Source organism: Pseudohongiella sp. (genome assembly GCF_011050365.1).
Taxonomy (GTDB): domain Bacteria; phylum Pseudomonadota; class Gammaproteobacteria; order Pseudomonadales; family Pseudohongiellaceae; genus Pseudohongiella.
Window position 1 is genome coordinate 222,163 of record NZ_DRFV01000008.1, and the last position, 22,962, is coordinate 245,124.

20 protein-coding genes and 1 other RNA gene are annotated in these 22,962 nt (G+C 56.2%); 12 read left to right on the forward strand and 9 right to left on the reverse strand.

Going from position 1 to position 22,962, the window contains the following annotated elements; all coding sequences use genetic code 11:
• The first annotated feature begins 63 nt into the window (after positions 1–63).
• Entirely contained in the window at positions 64–1,284 is a 1,221-nt protein-coding gene (locus tag ENH71_RS06855; RefSeq protein WP_294131577.1) for a cyclic di-GMP phosphodiesterase, read from the forward strand.
• A 46-nt stretch (positions 1,285–1,330) separates the two neighbouring features.
• On the opposite strand, the gene ENH71_RS06860 is transcribed toward ENH71_RS06855, so the two are convergent.
• From ENH71_RS06860 to ENH71_RS06885, 6 genes are all read right to left on the reverse strand, one after another.
• Positions 1,331–2,797 (reverse strand): DNA polymerase Y subunit UmuC family protein, encoded by a 1,467-nt coding sequence (locus tag ENH71_RS06860; protein ID WP_294131579.1) that lies wholly within the window; start codon positions 2,795–2,797, stop codon positions 1,331–1,333.
• Entirely contained in the window at positions 2,791–3,555 is a 765-nt protein-coding gene (gene imuA / locus ENH71_RS06865; protein WP_294131581.1) for a translesion DNA synthesis-associated protein ImuA, read from the reverse strand. Before imuA ends, ENH71_RS06860 begins: the two co-directional genes overlap by 7 nt.
• A 379-nt stretch (positions 3,556–3,934) precedes the next feature.
• Entirely contained in the window at positions 3,935–4,582 is a 648-nt protein-coding gene (locus ENH71_RS06870) for a 5-formyltetrahydrofolate cyclo-ligase (protein WP_294131582.1), read from the reverse strand.
• A 71-nt stretch (positions 4,583–4,653) separates the two neighbouring features.
• Positions 4,654–4,832: non-coding RNA, 6S RNA (ssrS, locus tag ENH71_RS06875), on the reverse strand.
• Between the two features lie 102 nt (positions 4,833–4,934).
• A complete protein-coding gene (locus tag ENH71_RS06880) occupies positions 4,935–5,258 on the reverse strand; it encodes a cell division protein ZapA (protein WP_294131584.1) in 324 nt (107 codons plus the stop codon).
• Between the two features lie 13 nt (positions 5,259–5,271).
• Entirely contained in the window at positions 5,272–5,487 is a 216-nt protein-coding gene (locus tag ENH71_RS06885; protein ID WP_294131587.1) for a TIGR02449 family protein, read from the reverse strand.
• A 131-nt stretch (positions 5,488–5,618) separates the two neighbouring features.
• Here ENH71_RS06885 and pepP point away from each other — a divergent pair, with 131 nt between their 5' ends.
• Together pepP and ubiH are read left to right on the forward strand one after the other, a co-directional pair.
• The gene (gene pepP / locus ENH71_RS06890; protein ID WP_294131589.1) at positions 5,619–6,995 is read left to right on the forward strand and encodes a Xaa-Pro aminopeptidase; all 1,377 of its coding nucleotides are present in this window, start codon (positions 5,619–5,621) and stop codon (positions 6,993–6,995) included.
• Positions 6,996–7,023: 28 nt separating this feature from the next.
• Entirely contained in the window at positions 7,024–8,319 is a 1,296-nt protein-coding gene (gene ubiH / locus ENH71_RS06895) for a 2-octaprenyl-6-methoxyphenyl hydroxylase (RefSeq protein WP_294131591.1), read from the forward strand.
• A gap of 11 nt (positions 8,320–8,330) precedes the next feature.
• On the opposite strand, the gene ENH71_RS06900 is transcribed toward ubiH, so the two are convergent.
• Positions 8,331–8,768 (reverse strand): DUF1499 domain-containing protein, encoded by a 438-nt coding sequence (locus ENH71_RS06900; RefSeq protein WP_294131594.1) that lies wholly within the window; start codon positions 8,766–8,768, stop codon positions 8,331–8,333.
• Between the two features lie 39 nt (positions 8,769–8,807).
• Complete coding sequence (locus ENH71_RS06905; RefSeq protein ID WP_294131596.1) at positions 8,808–9,275, reverse strand: MaoC family dehydratase; 468 nt, start codon at positions 9,273–9,275, stop codon at positions 8,808–8,810.
• 95 nt (positions 9,276–9,370) lie between these two features.
• On the opposite strand from ENH71_RS06905, the gene ENH71_RS06910 reads away from it, so the two are divergent.
• From ENH71_RS06910 to ENH71_RS06950, 9 genes are all read left to right on the forward strand, one after another.
• Positions 9,371–10,621 (forward strand): FAD-dependent monooxygenase, encoded by a 1,251-nt coding sequence (locus ENH71_RS06910; protein ID WP_294131599.1) that lies wholly within the window; start codon positions 9,371–9,373, stop codon positions 10,619–10,621.
• A 94-nt stretch (positions 10,622–10,715) separates the two neighbouring features.
• On the forward strand, positions 10,716–10,916 hold the full coding sequence (locus ENH71_RS06915) for a hypothetical protein (RefSeq protein ID WP_294131600.1): 201 nt from the start codon (positions 10,716–10,718) through the stop codon (positions 10,914–10,916).
• Positions 10,917–11,128: 212 nt separating this feature from the next.
• Entirely contained in the window at positions 11,129–11,866 is a 738-nt protein-coding gene (locus ENH71_RS06920) for a class I SAM-dependent methyltransferase (RefSeq protein WP_294131601.1), read from the forward strand.
• Positions 11,867–11,940: 74 nt separating this feature from the next.
• Entirely contained in the window at positions 11,941–13,782 is a 1,842-nt protein-coding gene (locus ENH71_RS06925) for an ABC transporter ATP-binding protein (RefSeq protein ID WP_294131602.1), read from the forward strand.
• Positions 13,783–13,830: 48 nt separating this feature from the next.
• Complete coding sequence (locus tag ENH71_RS06930) at positions 13,831–15,468, forward strand: cation:proton antiporter (protein ID WP_317622361.1); 1,638 nt, start codon at positions 13,831–13,833, stop codon at positions 15,466–15,468.
• A gap of 180 nt (positions 15,469–15,648) precedes the next feature.
• A complete protein-coding gene (locus ENH71_RS06935; RefSeq protein WP_294131603.1) occupies positions 15,649–18,789 on the forward strand; it encodes an efflux RND transporter permease subunit in 3,141 nt (1,046 codons plus the stop codon).
• 2 nt (positions 18,790–18,791) lie between these two features.
• Complete coding sequence (locus ENH71_RS06940; protein WP_294131605.1) at positions 18,792–20,111, forward strand: efflux RND transporter periplasmic adaptor subunit; 1,320 nt, start codon at positions 18,792–18,794, stop codon at positions 20,109–20,111.
• Positions 20,112–20,161: 50 nt separating this feature from the next.
• Positions 20,162–20,890 carry an SDR family oxidoreductase gene (locus tag ENH71_RS06945; RefSeq protein WP_294131606.1) on the forward strand — a complete coding sequence of 243 codons (729 nt, stop codon included), beginning with the start codon at positions 20,162–20,164 and terminating at the stop codon, positions 20,888–20,890.
• 44 nt (positions 20,891–20,934) lie between these two features.
• On the forward strand, positions 20,935–21,819 hold the full coding sequence (locus ENH71_RS06950) for an SMP-30/gluconolactonase/LRE family protein (protein ID WP_294131607.1): 885 nt from the start codon (positions 20,935–20,937) through the stop codon (positions 21,817–21,819).
• Between the two features lie 13 nt (positions 21,820–21,832).
• Here the strand turns inward: ENH71_RS06950 and ENH71_RS06955 are convergent, their stop codons facing one another.
• A complete protein-coding gene (locus ENH71_RS06955; RefSeq protein WP_294131608.1) occupies positions 21,833–22,930 on the reverse strand; it encodes a GGDEF domain-containing protein in 1,098 nt (365 codons plus the stop codon).
• Positions 22,931–22,962: the final 32 nt, after the last annotated feature.

Below are 22,962 nucleotides of genomic sequence, written 5' to 3' on the forward strand. Positions count from 1 at the left end.
ATCGCGAGGGGCTATCATGCGCAAACACGCGAAACGACAAATAATGTGCAGTGCGCCATAAACATGATAAAAAAAATACCGGTCTCGGATCTGCAGTTGGGTATGTATATCCATGAATTGCATGGCTCCTGGCTCAGTCACCCGTTCTGGAAAACCAGCTTTTTGCTGGAAGACCCGGCCGATCTGGCAAAAATAAAAAGCGCGGGTATTGCGCAGGTCAGTATTGATACAAGCTTAAGTAAATCAATACTGACAAAACCCCAAAGTCTTGCCGAGCCAGCCGCTGCTGACCTGCCTGGTGATCATGACCCGACGGTGATACCCGAAGTCAAGGTCGTGCTGGACAGTTTCCAGAATGAACTCAAGCGGGCGCGTGAACTGTGTAACCGTTCCAGATCTGCCGTGATGAAAATGTTTGGTGAAGCGCGTATGGGCAATACTGTGTCCATGGCTGAAGCCAGAGAAGTCGTTAACGAAATCACGGAGTCTGTGACCCGGCATCCCCTGGCTCTGATTACGCTGGCGCGCCTGAAAACGTCAGACAACTATACCTATATGCATTCCGTAGCTGTATGCGCCATGATGATTGCGCTGGCGCGTGAGATGAAGATGACGGAAGAGCAGGTGCGCGATGCCGGTTATTCGGGTCTGCTGCATGATGTGGGTAAAATGGCCGTGCCAGAAACAATTCTTAACAAACCCGGCCAGTTGACTGACGAGGAGTTTATGGTCGTCAAGTCACATCCGGAAAAAGGCCGCGAAATTTTGTTGCGTGCGGGGGAAATTCCACCGATGGTGATTGATGTGTGTCTGCATCACCATGAAAAATACGATGGCAGTGGTTACCCCCATGGTCTGAAGAGCGATCACATCAGTACCTATGCCCGCATGGGTGCAATCTGTGATGTGTATGATGCGATCACCTCTAACCGACCTTACAAAAAGGGCTGGGGGCCGGCGGAGTCGCTGCAGAGAATGGCGCAGTGGAAAGGCCATTTTGACCCTGCCCTGTTCCAGCTATTTGTCAAGGTGGTGGGCATTTATCCGATAGGGTCGCTGGTGCGGCTGAAGAGTCAGCGCCTTGCTGTGGTTGTCGAGCAAAACGAAAAATATCTGCTAAAACCCAAGGTCAAAGTATTTTTCTCAATTCGTTCCAGTATGCCTTTGCCGCAAAGCCTGATTGATCTTGCCTTGCCTGGTCTGGAAGACGGTATTGAGGGGCGGGAGCATTTTGAAAACTGGAATTTTCCCTACATGGAAGAGCTCTGGCAGTCCGCGCTATAGCAGTCCATGGGACGTCGGCCGGACAGGTCACATACCATCCCCAACCTTATCCGAAAAAACCGTGCAGGTACCAGTCATGCTGCCGCGGCTGCGTTGATGAGTTGCGCGCCAGATCCTGGTAGATCCAAAGCAGCAGCCCCTGTGCATTAGCGGCAACATAATAATCGCGTCGTATACCCTGATCCTGCCACCAGCGTGTTTCGATGCGCCGCGGACCGCGTAATAACGTCAACGGAGAAAGATAGTGCAACTGTTGATGTCGGATGACCAGCGGGCGGGGCGGCTGCAGCAACCAGCATGGATTATGGCTGGTAGTGTAAGCGCTGTCGCTGCTGCCGACATCATCCTCTGCCACGGATGTCAGATAAGGTACCATGCGGGTCGCAAATTCGGGGCAGTAATCCTGTTGCAGTAAAAATCTCTGCACACCACGGCTGCCCAGTTTGGCTGCCAGTGTATCAAGCAGATGCGAGCCGTGCCTGTCAGCGGCTGTGCGCTGTTTTTGCTGATAGCCACCTTCGGGTTGAAAGTGAGCAAGGTGTCTGACCTGCAGAGTGATCGAGTAAACCTCGCCGGCAAAAGTTTTTTCCGCCAGCTGTGTTTCCAGCAACAGCAAAAATAGTCGTGCTGTGCGTCCGGCTTTACGTACATTGACGGTGATACTGTCGTGCTGATCAGATTTGCTGTCAGTTGCCTGTCCCCTGTGACCATAATCAAACAGGAACTCCAGTCGGTCGGTGCACAAGTGGTTTTTCTTTAGAAACGCTTCAAGCTGGTGTAGAAGTTTTTCGCAGGCAGATATAATCTGTTGTACAGAATGCAGGCCATGATCGGCGTCAAAAGACTCATGATACTCAGCTTTTGCCTGCCAGCGCGGGCGACTCTCCGGCCGCAGCCCAAGGCAATTTTCAATGTAATCACTGAAGTGTCTGCCAAATCTTATACGCAGTTCCGTCAATGGTAGGCGCCAGATATCCCTTAAATTGAAAAGGCCACATTGGGCAAGCTTTCTGCGCACCCGCAGGTCAATAGCCAGAGTATGGGTGGGGATGCTGCCGAGACGTGAGCGCAGGTCCTCAGGTGTGCCGATGGCGGCTTCCTGCCCGGCCCGTGCGATCAGCAGGCTGGCGCTGGCGCTGGGAGTCACTGCCTGAAAGTATTGGGTGTGTCCCAAGTGTGAGGCGATACCGGATTCAATGCTCTGTCTGATACGCGCCAGACCGCCGAAATAACGCAGGCTTCTGCTTACCTCCAGCACCAGTGCATCATCCCCGTCGAGGCTTATGTAATCACTGATGTTCTGACAGTGTTGTGCCGCCAGAGAGGTGGCAGATGTCTCTGAATGTGCAATGTCCGGCAATTCCGGAAAATAAATCGCATACCACAGACCTGAACGCTTGCTGCGTACGGCACGGCTACGTGGTACCTGCGGCTGGGGCGAGTGCCTGTTGGCTGCGCGTGCACTGCCACGCGGGGTGCGGGCAAACGGCTGGTTCTGCCTGCGGCTTAGCATGGCAGTTTAATGCGCACCCGTCCCTGTCTGTGACTGCCGCGTGCCTTGAGCACCTGAACGTCCATGTTGCGGTAACCGGCTTCACTGACTGGCGCGCTGCTCAGTTGTAACTGCAGTGTTGACGGTGAGTGTGCTGCCGGTCGCTGGTGAAACAGAACTCCCAGGGTATTGCCTTCGCGCGCAGCCAGTTGCAGGCGGCGGATAACTCGGGCGCTGAGCCAGTTCTGCCATGCCAGCACCAGTCCGCATTCTTCCGACTGCAGAGCCTTTTCAATACTCCACAAAGCCTGGTTGCAACTGGTCTGGGCGGGCACCACAAAACTGTTGCGGGTATTGACGCCCATCTGGGCCAGTGCCGGCCCGTGCAGCGGATAGGGTGGTGCAATCCAGAGGATCGACGTCTGTTGCTGGCTGCGTTCACGCAGCAGGGGCGCCAGTAGCTGCAATTCGCCAATCCCGGCCTGCTTGTTGACGACTTCGATAAGCCCCGATTGCGGCCATGCTCCCCAGGGCAGCAGCGCATCCAGCTCTGCATGACCGGTGCTTTGGCCAGCGTCGCCCGTGGTCTCCGCCGCAAATGGCGTGGGATCGCAGGTAAAAAGGTCGTCCGGGAAAAAGTCACCACTACGTTGTGTGCCGGGTCTGGCAGAGGCTTGTTGAGTGTTGCCGCGCCACAGGTCCTGCGTTTGTTGCAGCAATTGGTCGACCTTGTGTTCCGGCGTGGTTGCCGTGGTGCCTGTGGGTACGTTTGTGTTCATCTGCATGCTCCGGTGCCGGTCAACGAGTTTCGGGCGTCTTGGAGCTGTAAATATATACAGTATATTGCTTTCGGGCAAGTGCCGATATAGAGGTAAGGGGGATAATTTAATGCAAAAATTGCAAAATATTTACAACGAATGATTGTCAAGTCCCTATTATTGTATTACTGTTCAGCATGTTAGCAAAGATATCTTGATAGTTTGTTAGGTAGTAGACTTAATTAACTGGAAAGTGGAACAAATAAATAATTAGATCGTTAACAGTAGCGGACATCTCATGAAGCGCAAACCAGATATGCTAATGGTCGTTGTCGTTATGTTTGGACTCAGTGTCCTGCTTAGCGGTGTAGCACAAAGCGGCTTGTTATAAATCAAGGGCTTACAGAGCCTTTGGGGCGGGTAAACGTTGTTTTACCGTATGGTAGCGCCTGGCTGTTACCAGGGCATCCAGTGCCACGTCCCAGACTGCCGGCGTGAGCCCCTCAGCCACCTGCTGGCATTCGTGAGCCAGCCCGATCAGGGTGGGTCTGCTGCATTGGCGGCGCCGGAAAGCAAAAGTCCGGTCATAATACCCCTTGCCCATACCGATACGATTGCCCGCGTCATCAAAACCCACCAGTGGCATCAGCACCAGGTCCAGCCTGCGTGGCGACACGATGTGCCTGAGACCTGGCCTGGGTTCCGGAATACCCCAGCGGTTGTAGCTTAGCCGGTCGCCCGGTCTGATCCGGACGAACAGCATGCGGTCCTTTTTGACAGGGTGCAAAACCGGCAAATAGCAGGCTTTGCCTTGCTGCCAGGCGCGGCGCAGTGCCTGGCCTGGATCAATTTCTCCATCAATAGCCTGATATAAGGCAATCCGGCGTGCGCATTGCCAGGCGGGTGCCCGGCATAGCCGTCGCGTCACTGCGTGGGCGGCATGGCGTTGCTGGCTGACAGAAAGCTGTCGCCGGGCGCGACGCAAGCGCTGGCGCAGAGCGTTAAGTGTGGCTGGCGTTTGTTGTGGATCCGGTAATGGAGGCTTCATGCATTAAACAGGCATGTTGATCGGAAGGTTGTTGGCACCAGCATGATTAACTGGAAGATCACAGCGAGTGGAAGCCACCCAGAGTACCGCTGCCGAAATAGTCCTGAACCCACAGGTTCAGGTGGTGGCTCCAGCGATGTATCAGGCTTTCCGTCGTGCGGACATGCTCAACAACATCATTGCGAAGAGCCTCCGGAGTAACAGATATCGGCTCAAGAACATTTTCAGCTGGCCTGTACTCCAGGTGACTATGAAATGAGTATATAGAAGTTATTTTGGGGTATCGAGCAAAAGCGAGAATTTTTTTGTAACAGTGTCGCCTGTCAGTCTGAGGGGGGCTGCAGCAGCGGGCTTACAGCTCGATCTGACGGGCACTGTGCAATGCCCGTTCGATTTTGTCTTCCAGATATTTGATCTGTTGCGCCGAACTGTGGCGCGCCTCATTGATCTGACGGTTTTTCTGCAGCAGCTCGTGAGTGATATTCAGTGCCGCCATCACGGAAACTTTTTCCAGGCCATGAATGGTGCCGCGCGCCTTGATTTTTCGCATGTTCTCGTCAAGGTAACGTGCAGATTTGAGCAGTGCATCCTGTTCTGAAGGCGGGCAGCTGATCTGGTACTCGCGATCAAGGATCTTGACAACGACCGTGCTGGCTTCTTGCTGTGGATTACTCATAAGGGGTTCACACTCAGGCGCCTTGCGACTGTTCCATGGATCTCAGACGACTGAGCACCGATTCCAGTCGGCTTCTGGCCTGGCGGTTGTTCTCCAGTAGTTGCTGGCGTTCCGTTTGCCAGTTATGCTGACTGGCGCGCAGCAGCTGGTTTTCCTGCTTCATAGCGGCACACAATGCGATCAGGGCATTGATTTTTTCATCAAGGGTATTGAATTGATCGTCGTTCATATCGATTAAGTACGCAAGAGACTCTTGTCAGTACGCAGGAGACCCTGCCGGCCGGTTCAGTTGCTGGACCCTTACTATAGAGAGCTGGCTGTGGGCGGTCAATAACACGAGACATAATCGCAGGAAAATGTATGACAAAGCGTAAATCACAGCACCCGGACCAGGCCGCTGGCGTGAACAAAGCCTCCGCAGCCGATTGTTATGTGCAGGCGAAAAAGCGTCGCCGTGCCCTGATGGGCAAACTGGGCAAGAAAAGCATAGCCCTGCTCAGCGCGGCACCGCAGCGCACCCGCAGCAATGACACCGAATACCCCTACCGACAGGACAGCGATTTTTACTACCTGACCGGTTTTACCGAAGATGACGCGGTGCTGGCGCTGATCCCCGGACGCAAACAGGGCGAGGTTGTACTGTTTTGTCAGCCCAAGGATAAAACCAAAGAACTCTGGACCGGTATTTTGACCGGGCCGGAACAGGCCAGAGCCCGTTTGTTGCTCGACGAAGCGTATCCCATCAGTATGATTGATGAGATTCTGCCCAGCCTGATGGATGGTTGTGAGCGGGTGTATTACTGTATGGAGCGCGAACCGGCATTTGACAAGCGTGTCAGTGGCTGGGTGCAGAATATTCGCAGCCGGGTACGTATGGGCGCCAGAGCGCCGCAGGAATTTGTCATGCTGGATCCGCTGCTGCATGAAATGCGCCTGTTCAAAAGCAAAAGCGAGATTGCGCTGATGCAGACCGCCGCTGACATTTCCGCCCGTGCCCATAAACGCGCCATGCTGGCTGCGCGCGAAGGCCGTCATGAATACCATCTGGAAGCTGAACTGTTGCATGAATTCATGATGTCAGGCAGTCGTGCGCCAGCCTACAACAGTATCGTCGCTGCCGGCGCCAACGCCTGCATTCTGCATTACATCGAAAACCGTGAACCTTTGCGTGACGGTGATCTGGTGCTGATCGATGCCGGCTGTGAATATGACTACTACGCCGCCGACATCACCCGCACCTTCCCGGTCAGCGGTCAGTTCAGCAAAGAGCAGAAAGCCCTGTATGACATCGTGCTCAAGGCTCAGCTCGAGGCTATCGCAGTGACCCGTCCCGGTGTGCCCTGGGATGAGCCTCACCATGTCACGGTACGGGTTATTACCGCTGGCCTGGTTGAGCTGGGGCTGCTGAAAGGCGACCCGGGCAAATTAATCGAAACCGGCGCCTACCGTGACTTTTACATGCACCGGGCCGGTCACTGGCTGGGCATTGATGTGCATGATGTGGGCAGCTATCAACGCAACGACAAACCCCGTCGGCTGGAACCGGGCATGGTGATGACAGTCGAACCGGGAATTTATGTGTCGCCCGACAACCACAAAGTGGCGAAAAAATGGCGCGGTATCGGTATCCGGATAGAGGACGATGTACTGGTCACCAAAACCGGCAATAAAGTATTGTCTGATGGGGTGCCCAAAACCACCGGGGAAATTGAAAGCTTGATGGCCCAGCGGGCATAAGCCCGGACAGGAACGGCAGACACAGACCATGACAGACAAGACACTGAAGCCTGAATACGACATCGTCATCGCGGGAGGCGGCCTGGTCGGTGGCAGTTTTGCGCTGATGCTCGAGCACCTGGCGCGGGACAGCGGTCTGCGTGTTCTGCTGCTGGATGCTGCTCCGGTAGCCAAAACAGATGACAGTGACGGTGATGATTTCGACGCACGCAGCACCGCTTTGTCCTGGGGCAGCCGCCTGATCTATGAACAGGCCGGTCTGTGGCCGGCCCTGGCCGGTGCGGTCACGGCCATTCGTGATATCCATGTGTCGGATCGCGGGCACTTTGGTGCGACGCGACTGCACAGTGACGAGATGGGTGTCGAAGCGCTGGGCTACGTCGCAGAGAATCGTCATTTGGGGCAAGCCTTGCAACAGGCGTTGCGCGACAGCAGGCAGCTGACAATGCGGTCACCGGCCAGTGTCGAACGGGTTCAGCCGCTCAGCGATGGTGCCATGTTAACCATTAGTGGCGCCGAGCTGGACTCCATCAAGACTCGCCTGCTGGTATTGGCCGACGGTGGCCGCTCCAGTCTGTGCCAGCAGCTGGGTATCAGGTTGCAGAAAAAGCAGTATGACCAGCAGGCCCTGATCTGCAATATCGCTTTCGCTGAGGATCACCACGGCCAGGCTTTCGAGCGTTTTACCGATACCGGCCCGTTGGCGGTGCTGCCGCTGGCTGACCACAGCAGCGGACGCGAACGCCAACACCGTGGCGCGCTGGTGTGGACGCTGGCTGATACCGGATCAGGGGATAACGAGCCCGGCCAGCAGTACAGTGCGCAGCGCATCATGGCATTGCCGGAGGCTGATTTCATCGAGACCCTGCAGCAACGATTTGGCTGGCGGCTAGGCCGGATCACACATGCAGGTGCCCGGTCACTTTTTCCACTGGCGCTGACGGTGGCGGCAGAGCAGATTCGTCCCGGAATTGTTTTGCTGGGGAATTCTGCCCATACCTTGCATCCGGTTGCCGGTCAGGGTCTGAACCTGGCGCTGCGCGATGCACGGGCACTGGCCGAATTGATTGTGGCAGCACATAAAACCAACCGGAACCCCGGTTCAATGGATGTGTTGCAGGCATTTCTGGCAGCACAGTCGGGCGACCAGGCCAATACCATTGCCTTCAGTGACCTGACCACCCGCCTGTTCTCCAATACACAGCCCGCGTTGGCGCTTGGGCGCAATCTGGGTTTGTTGCTGATGGATCTGATGCCGCCGGCCAAAGGCTGGTTTGCCCGTCAGGCCATGGGCATGGCCGACAGGCGCTCCGTCAGTCCCTGAGTGTCGGGCGGTCAGTCAGCTGCCATCAACTCGCGAATACTCTCCACGCGCTCACGGTTTACGCCCAGGTCGCTGTGTCCCAGCCGTGAGGCCGAACGCACGTGTATCTGGCCTGACGCGGGGTCAGCCAGAAACTCGACATCATCCACAAACCCCATCAGGCGGCTGGTAAATTCGGCGTGAATATAATTGCCGTCGTCGGTCACAATCACGGCCTGGGGCATCTGGCCAAGCGCGGCGCGCACTGCGGCGATATTGCCGGTCAGGGGGGCAATTGCATGGCTTTCGCGCTGCTCAAAACTGGACACACAATTAGGTGAGTCCGGGCAAGTTGCCAGTTGATTGTTTTGTACGCCCAGCGTTGTCGGTCGTTCTCCGGCACAGGAAATAAGCGTCAGTAGTCCCACAATCATCAATCCTCGTGCAGTGGTTCGAATTTTTGTATGCATGGTTGTTGTCCTGAAGTGTTGTGGCAAAGAAACTGATGATCAGCCGGTGACGGCCAGGCTCAGCGATTCGGCAATCATCGCCGGCTTGTCCTGATTTTCTATTTCCACGGTGACCTGATGCTTGATCAGGTATTGGCCCGGATTTTTCTCGGTGATGCTGTGCATGACAAAGCGGGCGCGGATACGGGAGCCGACGCGCACCGGGTTCAGGAAACGTACCTTGTCCAGACCATAGTTGATGGTTATTTTGGTGCCGCTCAAACGCACCGTGCCAGCTTCGGCGCCCAGCATGCTGAGCAGCGACAGGGTCAGATAACCGTGGGCGATGGTGCCACCAAACGGTGTCTCCACCTTGGCGCGCTCTTCGTCCAGATGAATAAACTGATGGTCACCGGTGGTATCAGCGAACTGATTGACCTGTTGCTGGCTGATGGTGTGCCACTGGCTGGTGCCGGTTTCTGTGCCAATCAGGGCTTGTGCCGCGTCCAGGCTCATTTCTGCTGTCATGGATGATAAACTCCTGCTGTTAAGGCTGATTTGATACCGTTATGATAAACCGTAATATAGACGATGCGGCAAAAGACAGATAGGGCGAGTTGTGCATGAGTGACTATGATGTAGTGATAGTGGGCGCCGGCATTACCGGAGCGGCCATGACCCTGGCGCTGGCGGACAGCGGGCTGCGCATTGCCGTGATCGACAGTAAAGCCCTGCAGGGCGTGCAAGAGATCACGCCGGCCGCGCCAGTGACCGGTACGGGCGACTATGACCCCCGGGTCAGCGCCATGACCGCTGCCTCGCATCGCCTGTTGACCAGCCTGGGTGTCTGGCAGGCCATGCCCGCCGACCGTCTTTGTGCCTATACCCGCATGCATGTCCACGAGGCCGACGGTACCGCCAGCATTGACTTTGCGGCCCGCGACATTCATGCCCCCGAGCTGGGGCATATCATTGAAAACAGTGTGCTTACCGCTGCCCTGCATGAGGGCCTGCAGCGCCTGGCCGGCACCAATAACGGCAAAACACAATTGACCATCCTGGCTCCGGCAACACTGGAGGCTTACCAGCATGATGCTGAAACCGGCACGCAACTAACCCTGGACGGTGGCCGCCACATCACCACCGGATTGGTGATTGCGGCCGATGGCGCCAATTCGCCATTGCGGGCGATGGCGGGTTTTGAGACCCGGGAGTGGGATTACGAGCATCAGGCCATTGTTACCACTATCAGGACCCGTGATGCCCACCAGTTCACCGCCCGGCAGTGTTTTATGGATGACGGGGTATTGGCATTTCTGCCGCTGGGCTCACCTGAGGCGAGCGGTGCGGATGCCGAACATTATTGCTCCATTGTCTGGTCGCTGGTGCCAGAGCGGGCGTCGGCGCTGATGGCCATGGATGATGCCACATTCTGCCGGGCGCTGAGTCAGGCCAGTGAGCATTGGCTGGGCCCGGTATCGGAGTGTGCACAGCGCTACAGTTTCCCGCTGCGTCAACGTCATGCCCGGCATTATTTCCGGGATTCCGTGGTGCTGATCGGTGATGCGGCGCACAGTATCCACCCGCTGGCCGGCCAGGGCGCCAACCTGGGGCTGCTGGATGTGCAGGTGCTGGCAGATGAATTGCTGCGCGCTATCAATAGCGGACGCCTGCTGACTGATGCAATGGTGTTGCGCCGCTATCAGCGTCGCCGCAAGCCCCACAATCTGGCGATGATGGCGATGATGGAAGGTTTCAAGCGTTTGTACGCCGACCAGCCACTGGCGGTGCGCTGGCTGCGCAACACCGGCATGCGTGCGGTGGATAAGTGGCCCCTGCTGAAGAATCGCCTGATACGCGAAGCCATCGGTTAAATACAAAGCCGCTAAAGATTTCTCCGGCCCGGACGACACATTGAATACGTCTATCAGTCTGCCAATTCGTATTCAGGGGTCTGCCGGTAAAGTCATGAGTCAGAACACAAGCCTAGACATGAGCTGGCCATTTGACGTAGATCTCAGCGCGTTGGATACCGGCAGCATCACCAATATCATTCTGGATATTGAAAATCACCTGCCACTGCTGAAGTCAGAAGGTGATATGAAGGAATTGTTACGTGTCAAAAAACTCTTCGAAGAAGAATTGATGGAATCGCGTCGTCTGCATTGAGCTGTTTTTCTGCGGTATTCCGTTACTCGTATACAGTCGCTTTAAACCCGCCCACCTTCCAGTTAGTGTCATTTTGCCCTATGCTGTTAAGTCTCTGGCCACGATTGCCCGGCAATTCGTGGCGTCTGCCTGTATGCACAGTTTGCATCCGGCCAGGTCGTGTTTCACAACGACATTTATTCAAATAACAGTCATAGTGAAGGGGAATCGCAATGAAAAAAGTGACAAGCATATTCGCAGCATTGATGCTGCTGGTGACGTCAGCCTATGCAATTGACGAGGCACGCCTGACGGCGGCGCTCAACAGCCCGGATCGCGCGGAAGAAGACAAGGCCCGTGATGAGGCCCGTCAGCCCGTTCAGGTGCTCAGTTTTCTGGGCCTGGAAGAGGGCATGACCGCGATGGACATTATGGCCTCCGGTGGCTGGTACACGGAAGTGCTGTCGCACGCCGTAGGCCCTGAAGGTACTGTGCTGATGCAGAACAGCCCACGATCGCTGGGCATGCGCAACACTGAAGAAGCCGTCCAGGCCCGACTGGCGGGAGATCGCCTGCCCAATGTGCAGCGAGTAGATCGCGACATGAGTGATCTGGGCATTGAGCCAGGCACAGTGGATTTTGCCCTGACTGCACTGAATTTCCATGATCTCTACAATAGCAACCAGGAGGCAGCCCAGGCCATGTTGCTGGCGGTCAAGGAAACCCTGAAGCCAGGTGGCATTCTGGGCATCATAGATCACCGTGGCAATGACGGCGCAGACAACGCGGCGCTGCACCGCATCACCCAGGAAGAAATCGAGCAGGCGCTGTTTGATGCCGGTTACGAGAGTGTGGCCAGCAGCGACTTACTGGCGGCCGAGGACGACCCTCGCACCTCCGGTCCGTTTGATCCAGATCTGGGGCGCAATACCGATCGTATATTGCTGCGTGCCTATAATCCCGAAATGTAAGCAGACCACGTAAACACTGACACAGAAGCAATTTCGCTTGAGCCGGCAAACCGAACTTTGAAAGACGCATTATTGTGAAATCTACATTGTCACAGGCAAGGCCGGTCGCCTGGCTCACGCGGTTTGTGTCGGTATTCCGCTACAGCGGCGTAGCGATTGATATTGTCTGGCGCAGCAGCGCCTGGCTGACCATTGCCATGGCGCTGGCGACCCTGATTGCCGGGGTTTTGCCGGCCGCCATCGCCTGGGTCGGTCAGCTGATTGTTGATGCCGTAGTAACCGCCATTGACGCCGAGGGCGCTGCCCGCGACGCGGCAACCGACGACCTGCTGCTCTATATTCTCATCGAGTTGGGCCTGGTTGTGCTGATGACCGGGGCGCAGAAAGCCAATTCGGTCTGTCAGTCAGTGCTGCGTGCGCTGCTGGGCAATCAGGTCAATGTCATGATCCTGGAAAAGGCGCTGACACTTGAGCTGACCAACTTCGAAGACTCCGAATTCTACGACAAACTGGTGCGCGCCCGTCGCGAAGCCTCCAGCCGCCCGCTGAGCCTGGTGATTGCCACCTTTGATCTGCTGCGTGACGGCATCTCGCTGGTCAGCTTCGGCGCCCTGCTGTTCCAGTTCTCGCCCTGGGCTGTGCTGTTGCTGGGTCTGGCCGGTGTGCCGGCGTTTATGGCCGAGGCCAAATATGCCGGTGAAGCTTTCCGTAACCAGCGCCGCCGTTCCTCCGAGCGCCGCATGCAGATTTATCTGGAAATGGTGCTGACCCGTGAAGACGGTGTGAAAGAAGTCAAATTGATGCAGCTTGGCAAGCTGTTTCTGCAGCGATATGTCGACATCTTCCGTCATATCTACAAAGAAGACCGTAATCTGGTGCTGCGTCGTGGCTTCTGGGGTTACGCGCTGGGGCTGATCGCCAGTGTGGCCTTTTATGTGGCATTTGGCTGGGTGGCTTTTGCCGCGGTGGCCGGTGCCATTACCCTGGGCCAGATGACCATGTATATCGCAGTCTTCCGACAGGGCCAGGGCGCAGTCACCAGTTGCCTGACGTCGATCAACAAGATGTACGAGGATAATCTTTATCTGTCCAACCTTACCGAATACCTGGGTCACAATGTGGCCGAACCCACCGGTGATCAGACAGCAGGCCCGCTACCCGATGATGGCATTCGTTTTGAAAACGTCAGCTTCCATTATCCCGGCACCGCAGTGCCGGCACTGGACCGTATCAACCTGCATATCAGGGCCGGCGAGAGCCTGGCCATTGTGGGCGAAAACGGTTCCGGCAAAACCACGCTGATCAAGCTGTTGACCCGGCTGTACACGCCGACCGAAGGCCGGATTCTGTTTCAGGGGCTGGATTTGCAGGCGTGGGATATAGATGCTCTACGGCAGCGAATTGGCGTCATTTTCCAGGATTTTGCGCGTTACCAGCTAAAAGTCGGCGAAAATATCGGTGTCGGCGACGTTGAGTATCTGGCGGAGCGCCCATTGATCACCGAGGCGTCTGAAAAAGGCCTCGCCGCTGACTTTATTAAACAGATGCCGGCCGATTATGACACCCAGCTGGGCACCTGGTTCCGTGACGGCAAGGAGCTGTCCGGTGGCCAATGGCAAAAAATCGCCCTGTCGCGGGCCTTCATGCGCAGCAAGGCCGAGGTGCTGATTCTCGACGAACCAACAGCTGCCATCGATGCCAAGGCCGAAGCGGACATTTTTGCGCATTTCCGCGAATTGACGGCCAATCGCATCTCCATCATTATTTCCCATCGGTTTTCCACGGTCAGGATTGCTGACCACATCATTGTGCTGGATCAAGGCAAAGTTACCGAACAGGGTGATCATGACAGCCTGCTTGCCGAAGGTGGCCAATACGCCACTCTGTTTGAACTGCAAGCCAGAGGATATCAATAAAATCCGGCACTGCGTCAGGCCGGCGATGCCTGTGTATACGGAGCGCTTATGCCCATGGAAAGTGTGTTTGTCGAAGTAGCAGCCATGCTGGCAGTGGTTACTCTGATCGCCTCTGTTGGGTTAATGCTGAAACAGCCCTTGATCGTCGCGTTTATTGCCGCTGGCATTTTGTTGGGCCCCTCGGGCCTGTCCTGGGTGGAGCCCACTGGTGAAGTAGAATTGCTGGCGCAAATGGGTATTGCGCTGCTGCTGTTTGTGGTCGGCCTTAAGCTTGATCTGCACATTATTCGCACCATGGGGCCGGTGGCACTGGCGACGGGTCTGGGCCAGGTGCTGTTCACCTCGGTGTTCGGTTTCCTGATTGCATTGGCACTGGGCATGTCACCGGTGGCTGCGCTTTACGTTGGCGTGGCACTGACCTTCTCCAGCACCATTATCATCGTCAAGCTGCTGTCTGATAAAAAAGAAATTGATGCTCTGCACGGGCGAATCGCCGTTGGTTTCCTGATCGTGCAGGACATCGTAGTGGTGCTGGTGATGATCGGACTGACCGCGCTGGGTGCTGGCACTGATGCCGGGTCAGAAAATCTGGCGATCGAGATGCTGTGGGTGCTGCTCAAGGGCATTGCCATGCTGGGTCTGATCGCCTTGCTTATGAAGTATGTGGTGCCAGTGGTTACCCGCCACATGGCGCAGTCTTCGGAGTTGCTGGTGCTGTTTGCCATCGCCTGGGCAGTGGCACTGGCAACAGCGGGCGAGGCGCTGGGCTTCAGTAAGGAGGTTGGGGCGTTTCTGGCCGGTGTATCGCTGGCTTCAACGCCGTTCCGTGAAGTGATTGGCGCACGCCTGGTCAGTTTGCGTGATTTTCTGTTGTTATTCTTTTTTATCGAATTGGGCTCCGGTCTGCAAATAGCCAGCCTTGGCGCGCAGATTGGCCCTGCCCTGATTTTCTCTGCATTTGTGTTATTGGGAAATCCGTTAATCGTGATCATCATCATGGGCTTCATGGGTTATCGCAAACGTACCGCCTTTCTTTCAGGCTTGACGGTGGCGCAGATCAGCGAGTTTTCCCTGATTCTGGCGGCACTGGGTTTAAGCCTCGGCCATCTGGAAAGCGACACGGTGGGGTTGATTACCCTGGTGGGACTGATCACCATCAGTGGTTCTACCTACATGATTCTGTATTCACATCAGTTGTATGGTCGACTGGCACCATTGCTGTCGATATTCGAGCGCAAAAACCCCTATCGTGAGGGCGAATATGATACCGACGACAGCGTACGGCCGGATATTGTCATTTTTGGTCTGGGCCGCTACGGTCGTGGTATTGCCGATAAACTCAAGGCGCACGGCAGCAAGGTGCTGGGGGTGGATATTGATCCTGAAATTGTACGCCTGCACGCCGGTGAGCATATGCAAATGCGTTTTGGTGATGCCGAAGATCCCGAATTTATCGAAACCCTGCCGCTCAAAAAAGTAAGCTGGATTGTCAGTACGGCACGTGAACGTGACGTCAATATGGCCATGTTAAAAACACTGAGGGGTGAAGCTTTCACCGGGAAAATCGCGGTGACGGCCAACAATGATCGCGATGCAGCATTGCTGGCGAGCGCAGGTGCAGACCTGGTACTGCGACCTTTCGCAGATGCAGCGAATCAGGCCGTAGACTGGTTGCTGGAGGCCTGACCCCGAGTGGTGAAAATCACTATCTGTTAGCTCAATCGTTCGCTGTGACGTCTGGTCATATCCGCTATGTCCAATTATTATTCATATAAAACAGATGCTTAAATTTTGGCACGATCTGTGAATTGTTATTACCAAAGGGCATGTCCCAAGGTAAAAAAACAGTCACAGGCCGTGTAGAAAATGACAAAGACAAGCATCATCGATTTATTTACCCGCCATAAGGTAGCCGCCAACCTGGTCATGATCATGATGATCCTGTCAGGTTTGTGGGCATCCGCCCGCATCAATACCCAGCTTGATCCTTCCGTGGAGTGGCCCGGCATTATCATCAATGCCAGCTGGCCGGGTGCCTCGGCAGAAGACGTCGAGCAGTTGATAGTGGCACCGGTTGAACAGCAGCTGCGCACCATGGTTGGCTTGCAGCAGATGTATTCCACCAGCACCCAGGGCACAGCCAATATCCGTCTGGAATTCAGCTTCGATTCGGACATGAACAAAGTCATCGCAGATGTCACCGACCGGATCGCCCGGGTGCGTAACCTGCCCGCTGACATGGAGCCAATTGTGGCCCGGCGCGGGACCCATTATGAACCCATTGCATCGCTGCTGATCGCGGGCGGGCGCACTGTGTCTGAGCTGGCGCCACTGGCGCGCCGGTTCGAGCGTGAACTCTATGCTGCCGGTGTCGACCGCATTGAGTTCAGTGGCCTGCCAGAAGAAGAACTGGCGATTCAGGTTTCCAGCGCAAATCTGTTGGCGATGAATACTACTCTGGACAGTCTGGCGGCAGAGGTCCGGCAGCGCAGCGCCGATGTGCCGGCCGGCACCATTGCCCGTGATCAGGGCGAGATGCAATTGCGGGCACTGGACCAGCGTCGGGATATCTATGAGTTCGAACAGCTTGAAGTGCGGGTGCCGGAAAGCGGGGAGCTTATCCGTCTGGGTGACGTGGCACAGATCGAGAAAAGACCCCGCGCCGGTCAGCCTGCGCTTAGCCGCAATGGCAAACCTGCCATTGAAATGAATTTGTTACGTATTGCCGACTCAGACGCCATGCTGTCAGCGCAAGCGTTACAGGCCTGGCTGGATGAGACCCGTCCGCAGTTGCCTGATGGCATCAGCGTCGATGTTTATCAGGAAGTGTGGTTGTTGTTGAAGCAGCAGCTGGAAGTGATCGCCAGTAACGCCTGGTCGGGGCTGGTACTGGTTGTCCTGACCCTGTTTGTATTTCTCAATACCCGTACCGCATTCTGGGTAATGGCAGGAATCCCGGTCAGCTTTCTGTTCGCCACGCTGCTGTATTTCTACGTTTTTGATGGAAGTATCAATATTCTGGCGTTGATCACCTTCATCATGGCCCTGGGTATTGTGGTGGATGACGCCATCGTGGTGGGTGAAGATGCCGTCAGCCTGTTTGAGCAGGGTTATTCCGCAGAGGAGGCTGCGTCTGGCGCTGCCAAACGTATGTTCATGCCGGTGTTTACCTCGTCACTGACCACGTTGGCAGCCTTTGTTCCTTTGCTTATCTCCGGCGGCGAAATGGGTGCCGTTATCGCCACCATGCCGATGGTCCTGTTCTGCGTCATTGTGGCTTCACTGGTGGAGTGTTTCCTGGTGTTGCCGGCGCATTTGAAGCATGGTTTTACCCGTATGAACCGCAATCAGCGATCAGCATTTCGTGACAAATTCGATCGCTTTTTCTACGGCTTGCGTGATCGCTATTACCGGCCGGTACTGGAACTGGCGTTGGCAAGGCCGGTGGCAACACTGTTGACCGCTCTGGGCTGTGTCGTGCTTGCCTTCAGCCTGGTGGCCGGCGGCCGTGTCGGCATGAACTTTGTTACCGGCGTCAGTTTGCAGATGCTGGAGGCCAATGTGAATTTTACCGTGGATGCCACACCGCAGCAGCGGGAGTCCTTTATGGCACAGCTGGAGCAGACGCTGCAGCAAACCGACGCTGACAATGGCGCCGATAACATCAGTGGTTATTTTGCACGCTTCAACTCGGCCCGGCTTAATCAGGAGAACAAGACCGGCCTGCAGTATGGTTCGATGCGTGTCGAGTATGCCTGGGAGGACGTCTACTCGCTGGCCCCACAGCCGTTTGTCGATCAATGGCGAGAGCGCGTCGTAATCCCGCCCTATGTGGAACAGTTGGTACTGGAAGTGCGTGGTGGTGCCAATGGCGGGGCGCCGGATATTTCTCTGGTGTTGCGCGGTGATGACCTTGACCGCCTGAAGCAGGCCTCCGAAGAACTGCAAACGGTGCTGGCACGCTATGACGGAGTCAGCAATATTTATGACAACCTGCCGTATGGCAAAGACCAGATGATCTTCTCACTGACGCCCCAGGGTAAGTCGCTGGGCGTGACCACGGCCGCATTAGGTCAGCAGTTGCGGGCAGCCTACTTCGGCAGCCGGGTGCAGATATTCAATCAGAGCAACACCGAGCTGGAAGTGTTGCTGATGCTGCCCGATGAGGAGCGCGATCACATTGCATCACTGAAGCAGTTCCCGGTACGAACACCGGCGGGCGACATTGTCCCGCTGCTGATGGTGGCTGAGCTGAGTACCCGTCGCGGCATTGATGTGATCAATCACAACGGCGGTTACATGTCGGTTATGGTCTCTGCGTCGGTTGACAGCCGACAGAACAACGCCGAACGGGTGTTGGCTGGCGTCACTGACGGGCCGCTGCAGGACATCAACCAGCGCTTTGGCCTGAGCTCAGACCTGGGCGGTTCCAGCCTGTTCAACCAGCAACTGATGGCAGCCTTGCAGATGGGTGCAATACTGACCCTGATCTTTATCTACCTGATTCTGGCCTGGTCGTTTGCCTCCTATACCTGGCCACTGGCCGTGCTCACCGCCATTCCGCTGGGATTGACCGGGGCTATTGCCGGGCACTGGGTCATGGGTGTCGACATCGGCGTGATGTCGATGCTGGCCTTTTTTGCGCTGACCGGCGTGGTGGTCAATGACTCTATCGTACTGGTCAGTTTTCTGCGGCGTGAGCTGGCGGCAGGAACGCCGCTGCGTGATGCGGTGCGCAGTGCCGCGCTGTCGCGATTCCGCGCGGTGATGCTGACATCGTTGACCACGGTGGCTGGTTTGTCACCACTGATGTTTGAAACCTTCAGTCTGGCCATTTATATGGTGCCGATCGCAATCACGCTGTGTTTCGGGTTGGCGTTTGCAACGCTGCTGGTACTTCTGGTGGTGCCGGCCCTGATCGTCATGATTGAAACTATCAAAAGCTCACTGGCGCGACTGCTGTCGCGTACAGGTTATTTAAATGTATCGTCACAAAAAGGATTGTGATCATGAATAAGCCATACTTCCCGGGCAGAACCCTGGCCCGATTCCGTTATCTCGGTGTCAAGGCAGCAGGTGGCCTGATATTTGGCATGTTGCTGTTGTTAAGCATGCTGGTAGTTGCCACCGGTCCGAAGGCAGAACCCGTTGAGCGCGCCGAACGCGAATGGCCGGTGTCCTACCGTGAGGTAACCCCGGTTGCCATGGCGCCTACCATACAAGTGTATGGCAAGCTGGAAACCGACCAGTCGGCGACACTGCGCGCCGGCGTCACGGCAACGGTTGCACAGGTGTTTCGCCGCGAGGGCGACTGGGTGAATGCCGGCGATCCATTGTTGCGCCTGGACGATGCTGAAGTGCTGCTGGCGGAAAAGTCAGCCCGTGCGGCCCTGGCTCGCGCGGAAGCGGCGCTGCGTTCGGTAAACAACGAACACCAGCTGGCGCGTGACCTGGGTCAGCATCATGAAGCGCAGGCGCAACTGGCGCGTGAAAAGCTGCAGCGCTTTGAGTCCCTGCATGCGAAAAGCATGATTGCCGATGCACAGCTTGATGATGTCCGCCATGAGGCCAATGAACGTGCCATGGTGCTGGCGCAGCACCAGTCCCGCCTGCTCGACTTTCCCAATCAGGAACAGCAGGCAGCCGCGGCGGTGGCAGAGGCTGCCGCGCGCCTGGGACAGGCTGAACTGGATAAACAGCATACCGATGTGCGGGTGCCATTTTCGGGCCGGGTGATGGCACTCGATGTGTCCGCGGGGGACCGCATCAGTGTGGGCAGCGCGCTGCTGTCTGTCGCCGATTATGCCGGCTTGCAGGTACGTGCGCCGGTGCCCATGGAGGTGGCGCAACGCCTGCGTCGCAGTCTCGACACAGGCACTCCCGTGGTGGCTGCTGCTACGGTTGCCGGTGAGCGACTTGGCTTCGGGCTGAGCGGTCTTGCCGGTGAGGTGAAAACCGGCCACAGTGGTATTGATGCGTTTTTTCAGGTTGCTCCGGATTCGGTGATGGCATTGGGCACGGTTGTCAATCTGGTTATAGCGCTGCCGGAAGTACCCAATGTCATTGCCTTGCCCATCCACGCGGTATACGACAACAACCGGGTGTACAAAATCACCGATAACCGTTTGCAGGCGGTAGAGATCGAGCGTGTCGGAGAGCACATGGATGCGGCCGGCGACTATCGTGTGCTGGTACGTTCGGCAGAGCTTGAGTCGGGTGATCATTTGATGGTGTCGCAGCTACCAACCGCGATGACGGGTTTGCTGGTCAAGCCCACGTCAACGGCCGCCCTGGAGCCGGCCCTGGTCGGGCAGTGGTCAAGCTGGTAGTGAAGTGATATGGTCTGCGCCATGCAATTTCACCTCCAGAGGAACAGGCAATGGCGCAGTTGTTGGAACAGCAGGGAGTAATCATTACCGGTGGTACCCGTGGTATTGGCAAGGCGATTGCGGAAGCGTTGCTGGCCGAGGGCGCCCGCGTGTTAATCACGGGGCGCTCACAGGAAAGTGTTGATGAAGCGCTGAGCGCCGTCAATCACCCTGCCCTGTTTGGCATGCCTGCAGACGTTGCCAGCGAAGACGATACCATTGCGGTGTTTGCCCGTGCCCTGGAGCTGTTTGGCAAGGTCGATGCCGTGGTGAACAATGCCGGTATCGCCCGCGCCGGCGCCATCCAGAATTTGCGTTTGAAAGACTTTCAGATGGTCATGGATACCAATCTGAACGGTGCCTTTCTGTATAGCCGCGAAGCCTTTCGCGTGATGAAAGATACCGGCGGTGGTCGTATTCTGAATATTGGCAGTATCTCCGCCGAGACCCCACGCTTTGGCTCGGTGCCCTATACCACCAGCAAATTCGGTTTGCAGGGCATGACCCGGGCGCTGGCAATTGAAGGGCGCGAAGTCGGCATCATGGTAAGCTGCCTGCACCCGGGCAATGTGCACACCGACATCTGGGACAAGGCGCCCAAAGCCGTGGTTGATGAACCCAAGATGGCGGTCGCAGACATCGCCCGTGTCGCAGTGTTGATGCTGAGCATGCCGAAAAACGCCACCATCATTGACGCCACTGTGCTGGACCCGCGACAGCCGTTTCTGGGTCGGGGCTGACAGCCGGTATACTACACGTTCACCATGCTAACGGAGTATCTAAAATGAAAACCATGTTCTTGCGATCAATCGCCGGCGTTGCTGCCGTTGTTGCCGGATCTGTGCTGGCTCAGGGTTCTGACCTTGTCGCACCCGGCGCCGAGGTGGAATTACTGACGGATGGGTTTATATTTACCGAAGGCCCGGTTGCCGATGCCGCGGGTAATGTTTATTTCTCCGACATCCCGGCCAATACCAACTATGTGTGGACCAACGACGGCGAGCTGCAGACTTTCCGCACTGACAGCAATGGTACCAATGGTCTGTTCTTTGACCGCAACTGGCAGCTGTTTGCTGCTGAAGGCGGAGCCGGCCGGATAACCGCGCTTGACAGCGACGGACAGGCAACCGTGATAGTGGGTGAGCACAATGGCCAGCGTTTTAACAGCCCGAACGATCTTTGGATCGATGCCAGTGGTGGTATCTATTTCACCGACCCGCGCTACGGTGATGAGTCCAACAATCCGCAGCCCGGCTACTATGTGTACTATCTGGCACCGGGTACAGATGAGGCTGAAGCGATCATCACCGACCTGGTAAAACCCAATGGCATTATCGGCACGCATGATGGACAAACACTGTATGTCGCCGACCATTTGGGTAATGAGACGTATGCCTACGATATCACCGCGCCGGGCGAGCTCAGCAACAAGCGACTGCTGGCGGCCCAGGGGTCAGACGGGCTGACGCTGGATGAGCACGGCAACCTGTACCTGACCGGTGGCAACAATATTACGGTGTACAATCCCGCAGGTGAACTGATTGACACGCTGACGTTTCCGTTGGCACCCGCCAATATGACCTTTGGAGGGCCTGAGCGTGATGTGCTTTATGTCACTGCGCGCAGCAGTCTGTTTGCCCTGCCGATGAATGTGAAGGGTATGTACTGACCCCACGAGGGCGTTATGCCGGGTGAAAGAACTGATACCGGTTGCGCCCGGCCGCCTTGGCCTGATACATGGCGTGATCGGCCTTGGTCATCAGATCCTTGAAGTCGTGACCGTGCTGTGGCGACAGGGCTACGCCCATGGACACAGCCGGTGTCAGGGTTTCATTGTGCAGGGAGACCGGACTGGAGACAGCGTGATAGATCTTTTCCAGGATGGGCTCAACGTCTCTGCCTTTGCTGATGCCGGGCAACAGGATCAGGAATTCATCACCGGCAATGCGCACCAAGCGGTCAGACTTGCGCAGCTGAGAGCCAATCGTTTCACCCAGATAACGCAGCAATTCGTCACCCAGGTGGTGGCCGTGTGAGTCATTGATGACCTTGAAGTTGTCCACGTCTACAAACACCAGGCCGACGCCGGAGTGCTCCTGCTGGCTGAGCATCATCAATTCATCAAAATAATGTTCAGCCATGCGGCGGTTGGGCAGTCCGGTCAAATTGTCATGGTTGGCCAGGTGTTCAGCCCTGAGTCTGGATTGGGTGGCATCGTCCATTTGTATGTGAAGTGCATCGAGCAGTACCAGCAGGTCGGAGGCCAGCACCCGGATGATAAAGGCGGCGGCGGTCAGGATAATGCCGTAATCCCACAACCAGCGGTAGTCTGTTGCGTCCTCCAGCCCCTGGCGCCAGCCAGTATTACTCGCGATCAGCAACACCACCATGAAGGCCAGCATTGACGCCAGCGCCAGATAGAAGGTGCGTTTGCCGATCATGATGATGGCAAACAGCAGCACTGCTGGATATGCCATTAGCGCCGATGAACGCAGCCCCGCACCTCCCCACATGGCTTGTGCAACGCAGACGAACATGACAAAAACGGTCAGTCCGGCGGCACCCTGGGCATGCCCTTTGCGCAGCACCAATAGCGATAGCAGCAGAGAGACGATGGTGAACAGCAGGGTGGGCACGACCACACTTTGCGAATCGAACAGGTTTACCAGAGACAACGCACTGACCGAGAAAAGCATGACCACAATGCCCTGACTTATGCGTTTATTGCGGATCTGCTGTATCGGGTCGGTATGACGGGATTTATTGATAGGTTCGCGCATCCATACTCGTCCTGGTTCCGATAGCAAGCTTT

Bases quoted from the DNA above. Each gene is read 5' to 3' on its own strand.
- ENH71_RS06955 (WP_294131608.1), bottom strand. From the start codon at position 22,930: ATGCGCGAACCTATCAATAAATCCCGTCATACCGACCCGATACAGCAG.
- ENH71_RS06920 (WP_294131601.1), top strand. From the start codon at position 11,129: ATGAAAAAAGTGACAAGCATATTCGCAGCATTGATGCTGCTGGTGACG.
- ENH71_RS06905 (WP_294131596.1), bottom strand. From the start codon at position 9,275: ATGACAGCAGAAATGAGCCTGGACGCGGCACAAGCCCTGATTGGCACA.
- ENH71_RS06930 (WP_317622361.1), top strand. From the start codon at position 13,831: ATGCCCATGGAAAGTGTGTTTGTCGAAGTAGCAGCCATGCTGGCAGTG.
- ENH71_RS06870 (WP_294131582.1), bottom strand. From the start codon at position 4,582: ATGAAGCCTCCATTACCGGATCCACAACAAACGCCAGCCACACTTAAC.
- ENH71_RS06945 (WP_294131606.1), top strand. From the start codon at position 20,162: ATGGCGCAGTTGTTGGAACAGCAGGGAGTAATCATTACCGGTGGTACC.
- pepP (WP_294131589.1), top strand. From the start codon at position 5,619: ATGACAAAGCGTAAATCACAGCACCCGGACCAGGCCGCTGGCGTGAAC.
- ENH71_RS06915 (WP_294131600.1), top strand. From the start codon at position 10,716: ATGAGTCAGAACACAAGCCTAGACATGAGCTGGCCATTTGACGTAGAT.
- ENH71_RS06885 (WP_294131587.1), bottom strand. From the start codon at position 5,487: ATGAACGACGATCAATTCAATACCCTTGATGAAAAAATCAATGCCCTG.
- ENH71_RS06910 (WP_294131599.1), top strand. From the start codon at position 9,371: ATGAGTGACTATGATGTAGTGATAGTGGGCGCCGGCATTACCGGAGCG.
- ENH71_RS06940 (WP_294131605.1), top strand. From the start codon at position 18,792: ATGAATAAGCCATACTTCCCGGGCAGAACCCTGGCCCGATTCCGTTAT.
- ENH71_RS06860 (WP_294131579.1), bottom strand. From the start codon at position 2,797: ATGCTAAGCCGCAGGCAGAACCAGCCGTTTGCCCGCACCCCGCGTGGC.
- ENH71_RS06900 (WP_294131594.1), bottom strand. From the start codon at position 8,768: ATGCATACAAAAATTCGAACCACTGCACGAGGATTGATGATTGTGGGA.
- ENH71_RS06950 (WP_294131607.1), top strand. From the start codon at position 20,935: ATGAAAACCATGTTCTTGCGATCAATCGCCGGCGTTGCTGCCGTTGTT.
- ENH71_RS06935 (WP_294131603.1), top strand. From the start codon at position 15,649: ATGACAAAGACAAGCATCATCGATTTATTTACCCGCCATAAGGTAGCC.
- ubiH (WP_294131591.1), top strand. From the start codon at position 7,024: ATGACAGACAAGACACTGAAGCCTGAATACGACATCGTCATCGCGGGA.
- imuA (WP_294131581.1), bottom strand. From the start codon at position 3,555: ATGAACACAAACGTACCCACAGGCACCACGGCAACCACGCCGGAACAC.
- ENH71_RS06880 (WP_294131584.1), bottom strand. From the start codon at position 5,258: ATGAGTAATCCACAGCAAGAAGCCAGCACGGTCGTTGTCAAGATCCTT.
- ENH71_RS06855 (WP_294131577.1), top strand. From the start codon at position 64: ATGATAAAAAAAATACCGGTCTCGGATCTGCAGTTGGGTATGTATATC.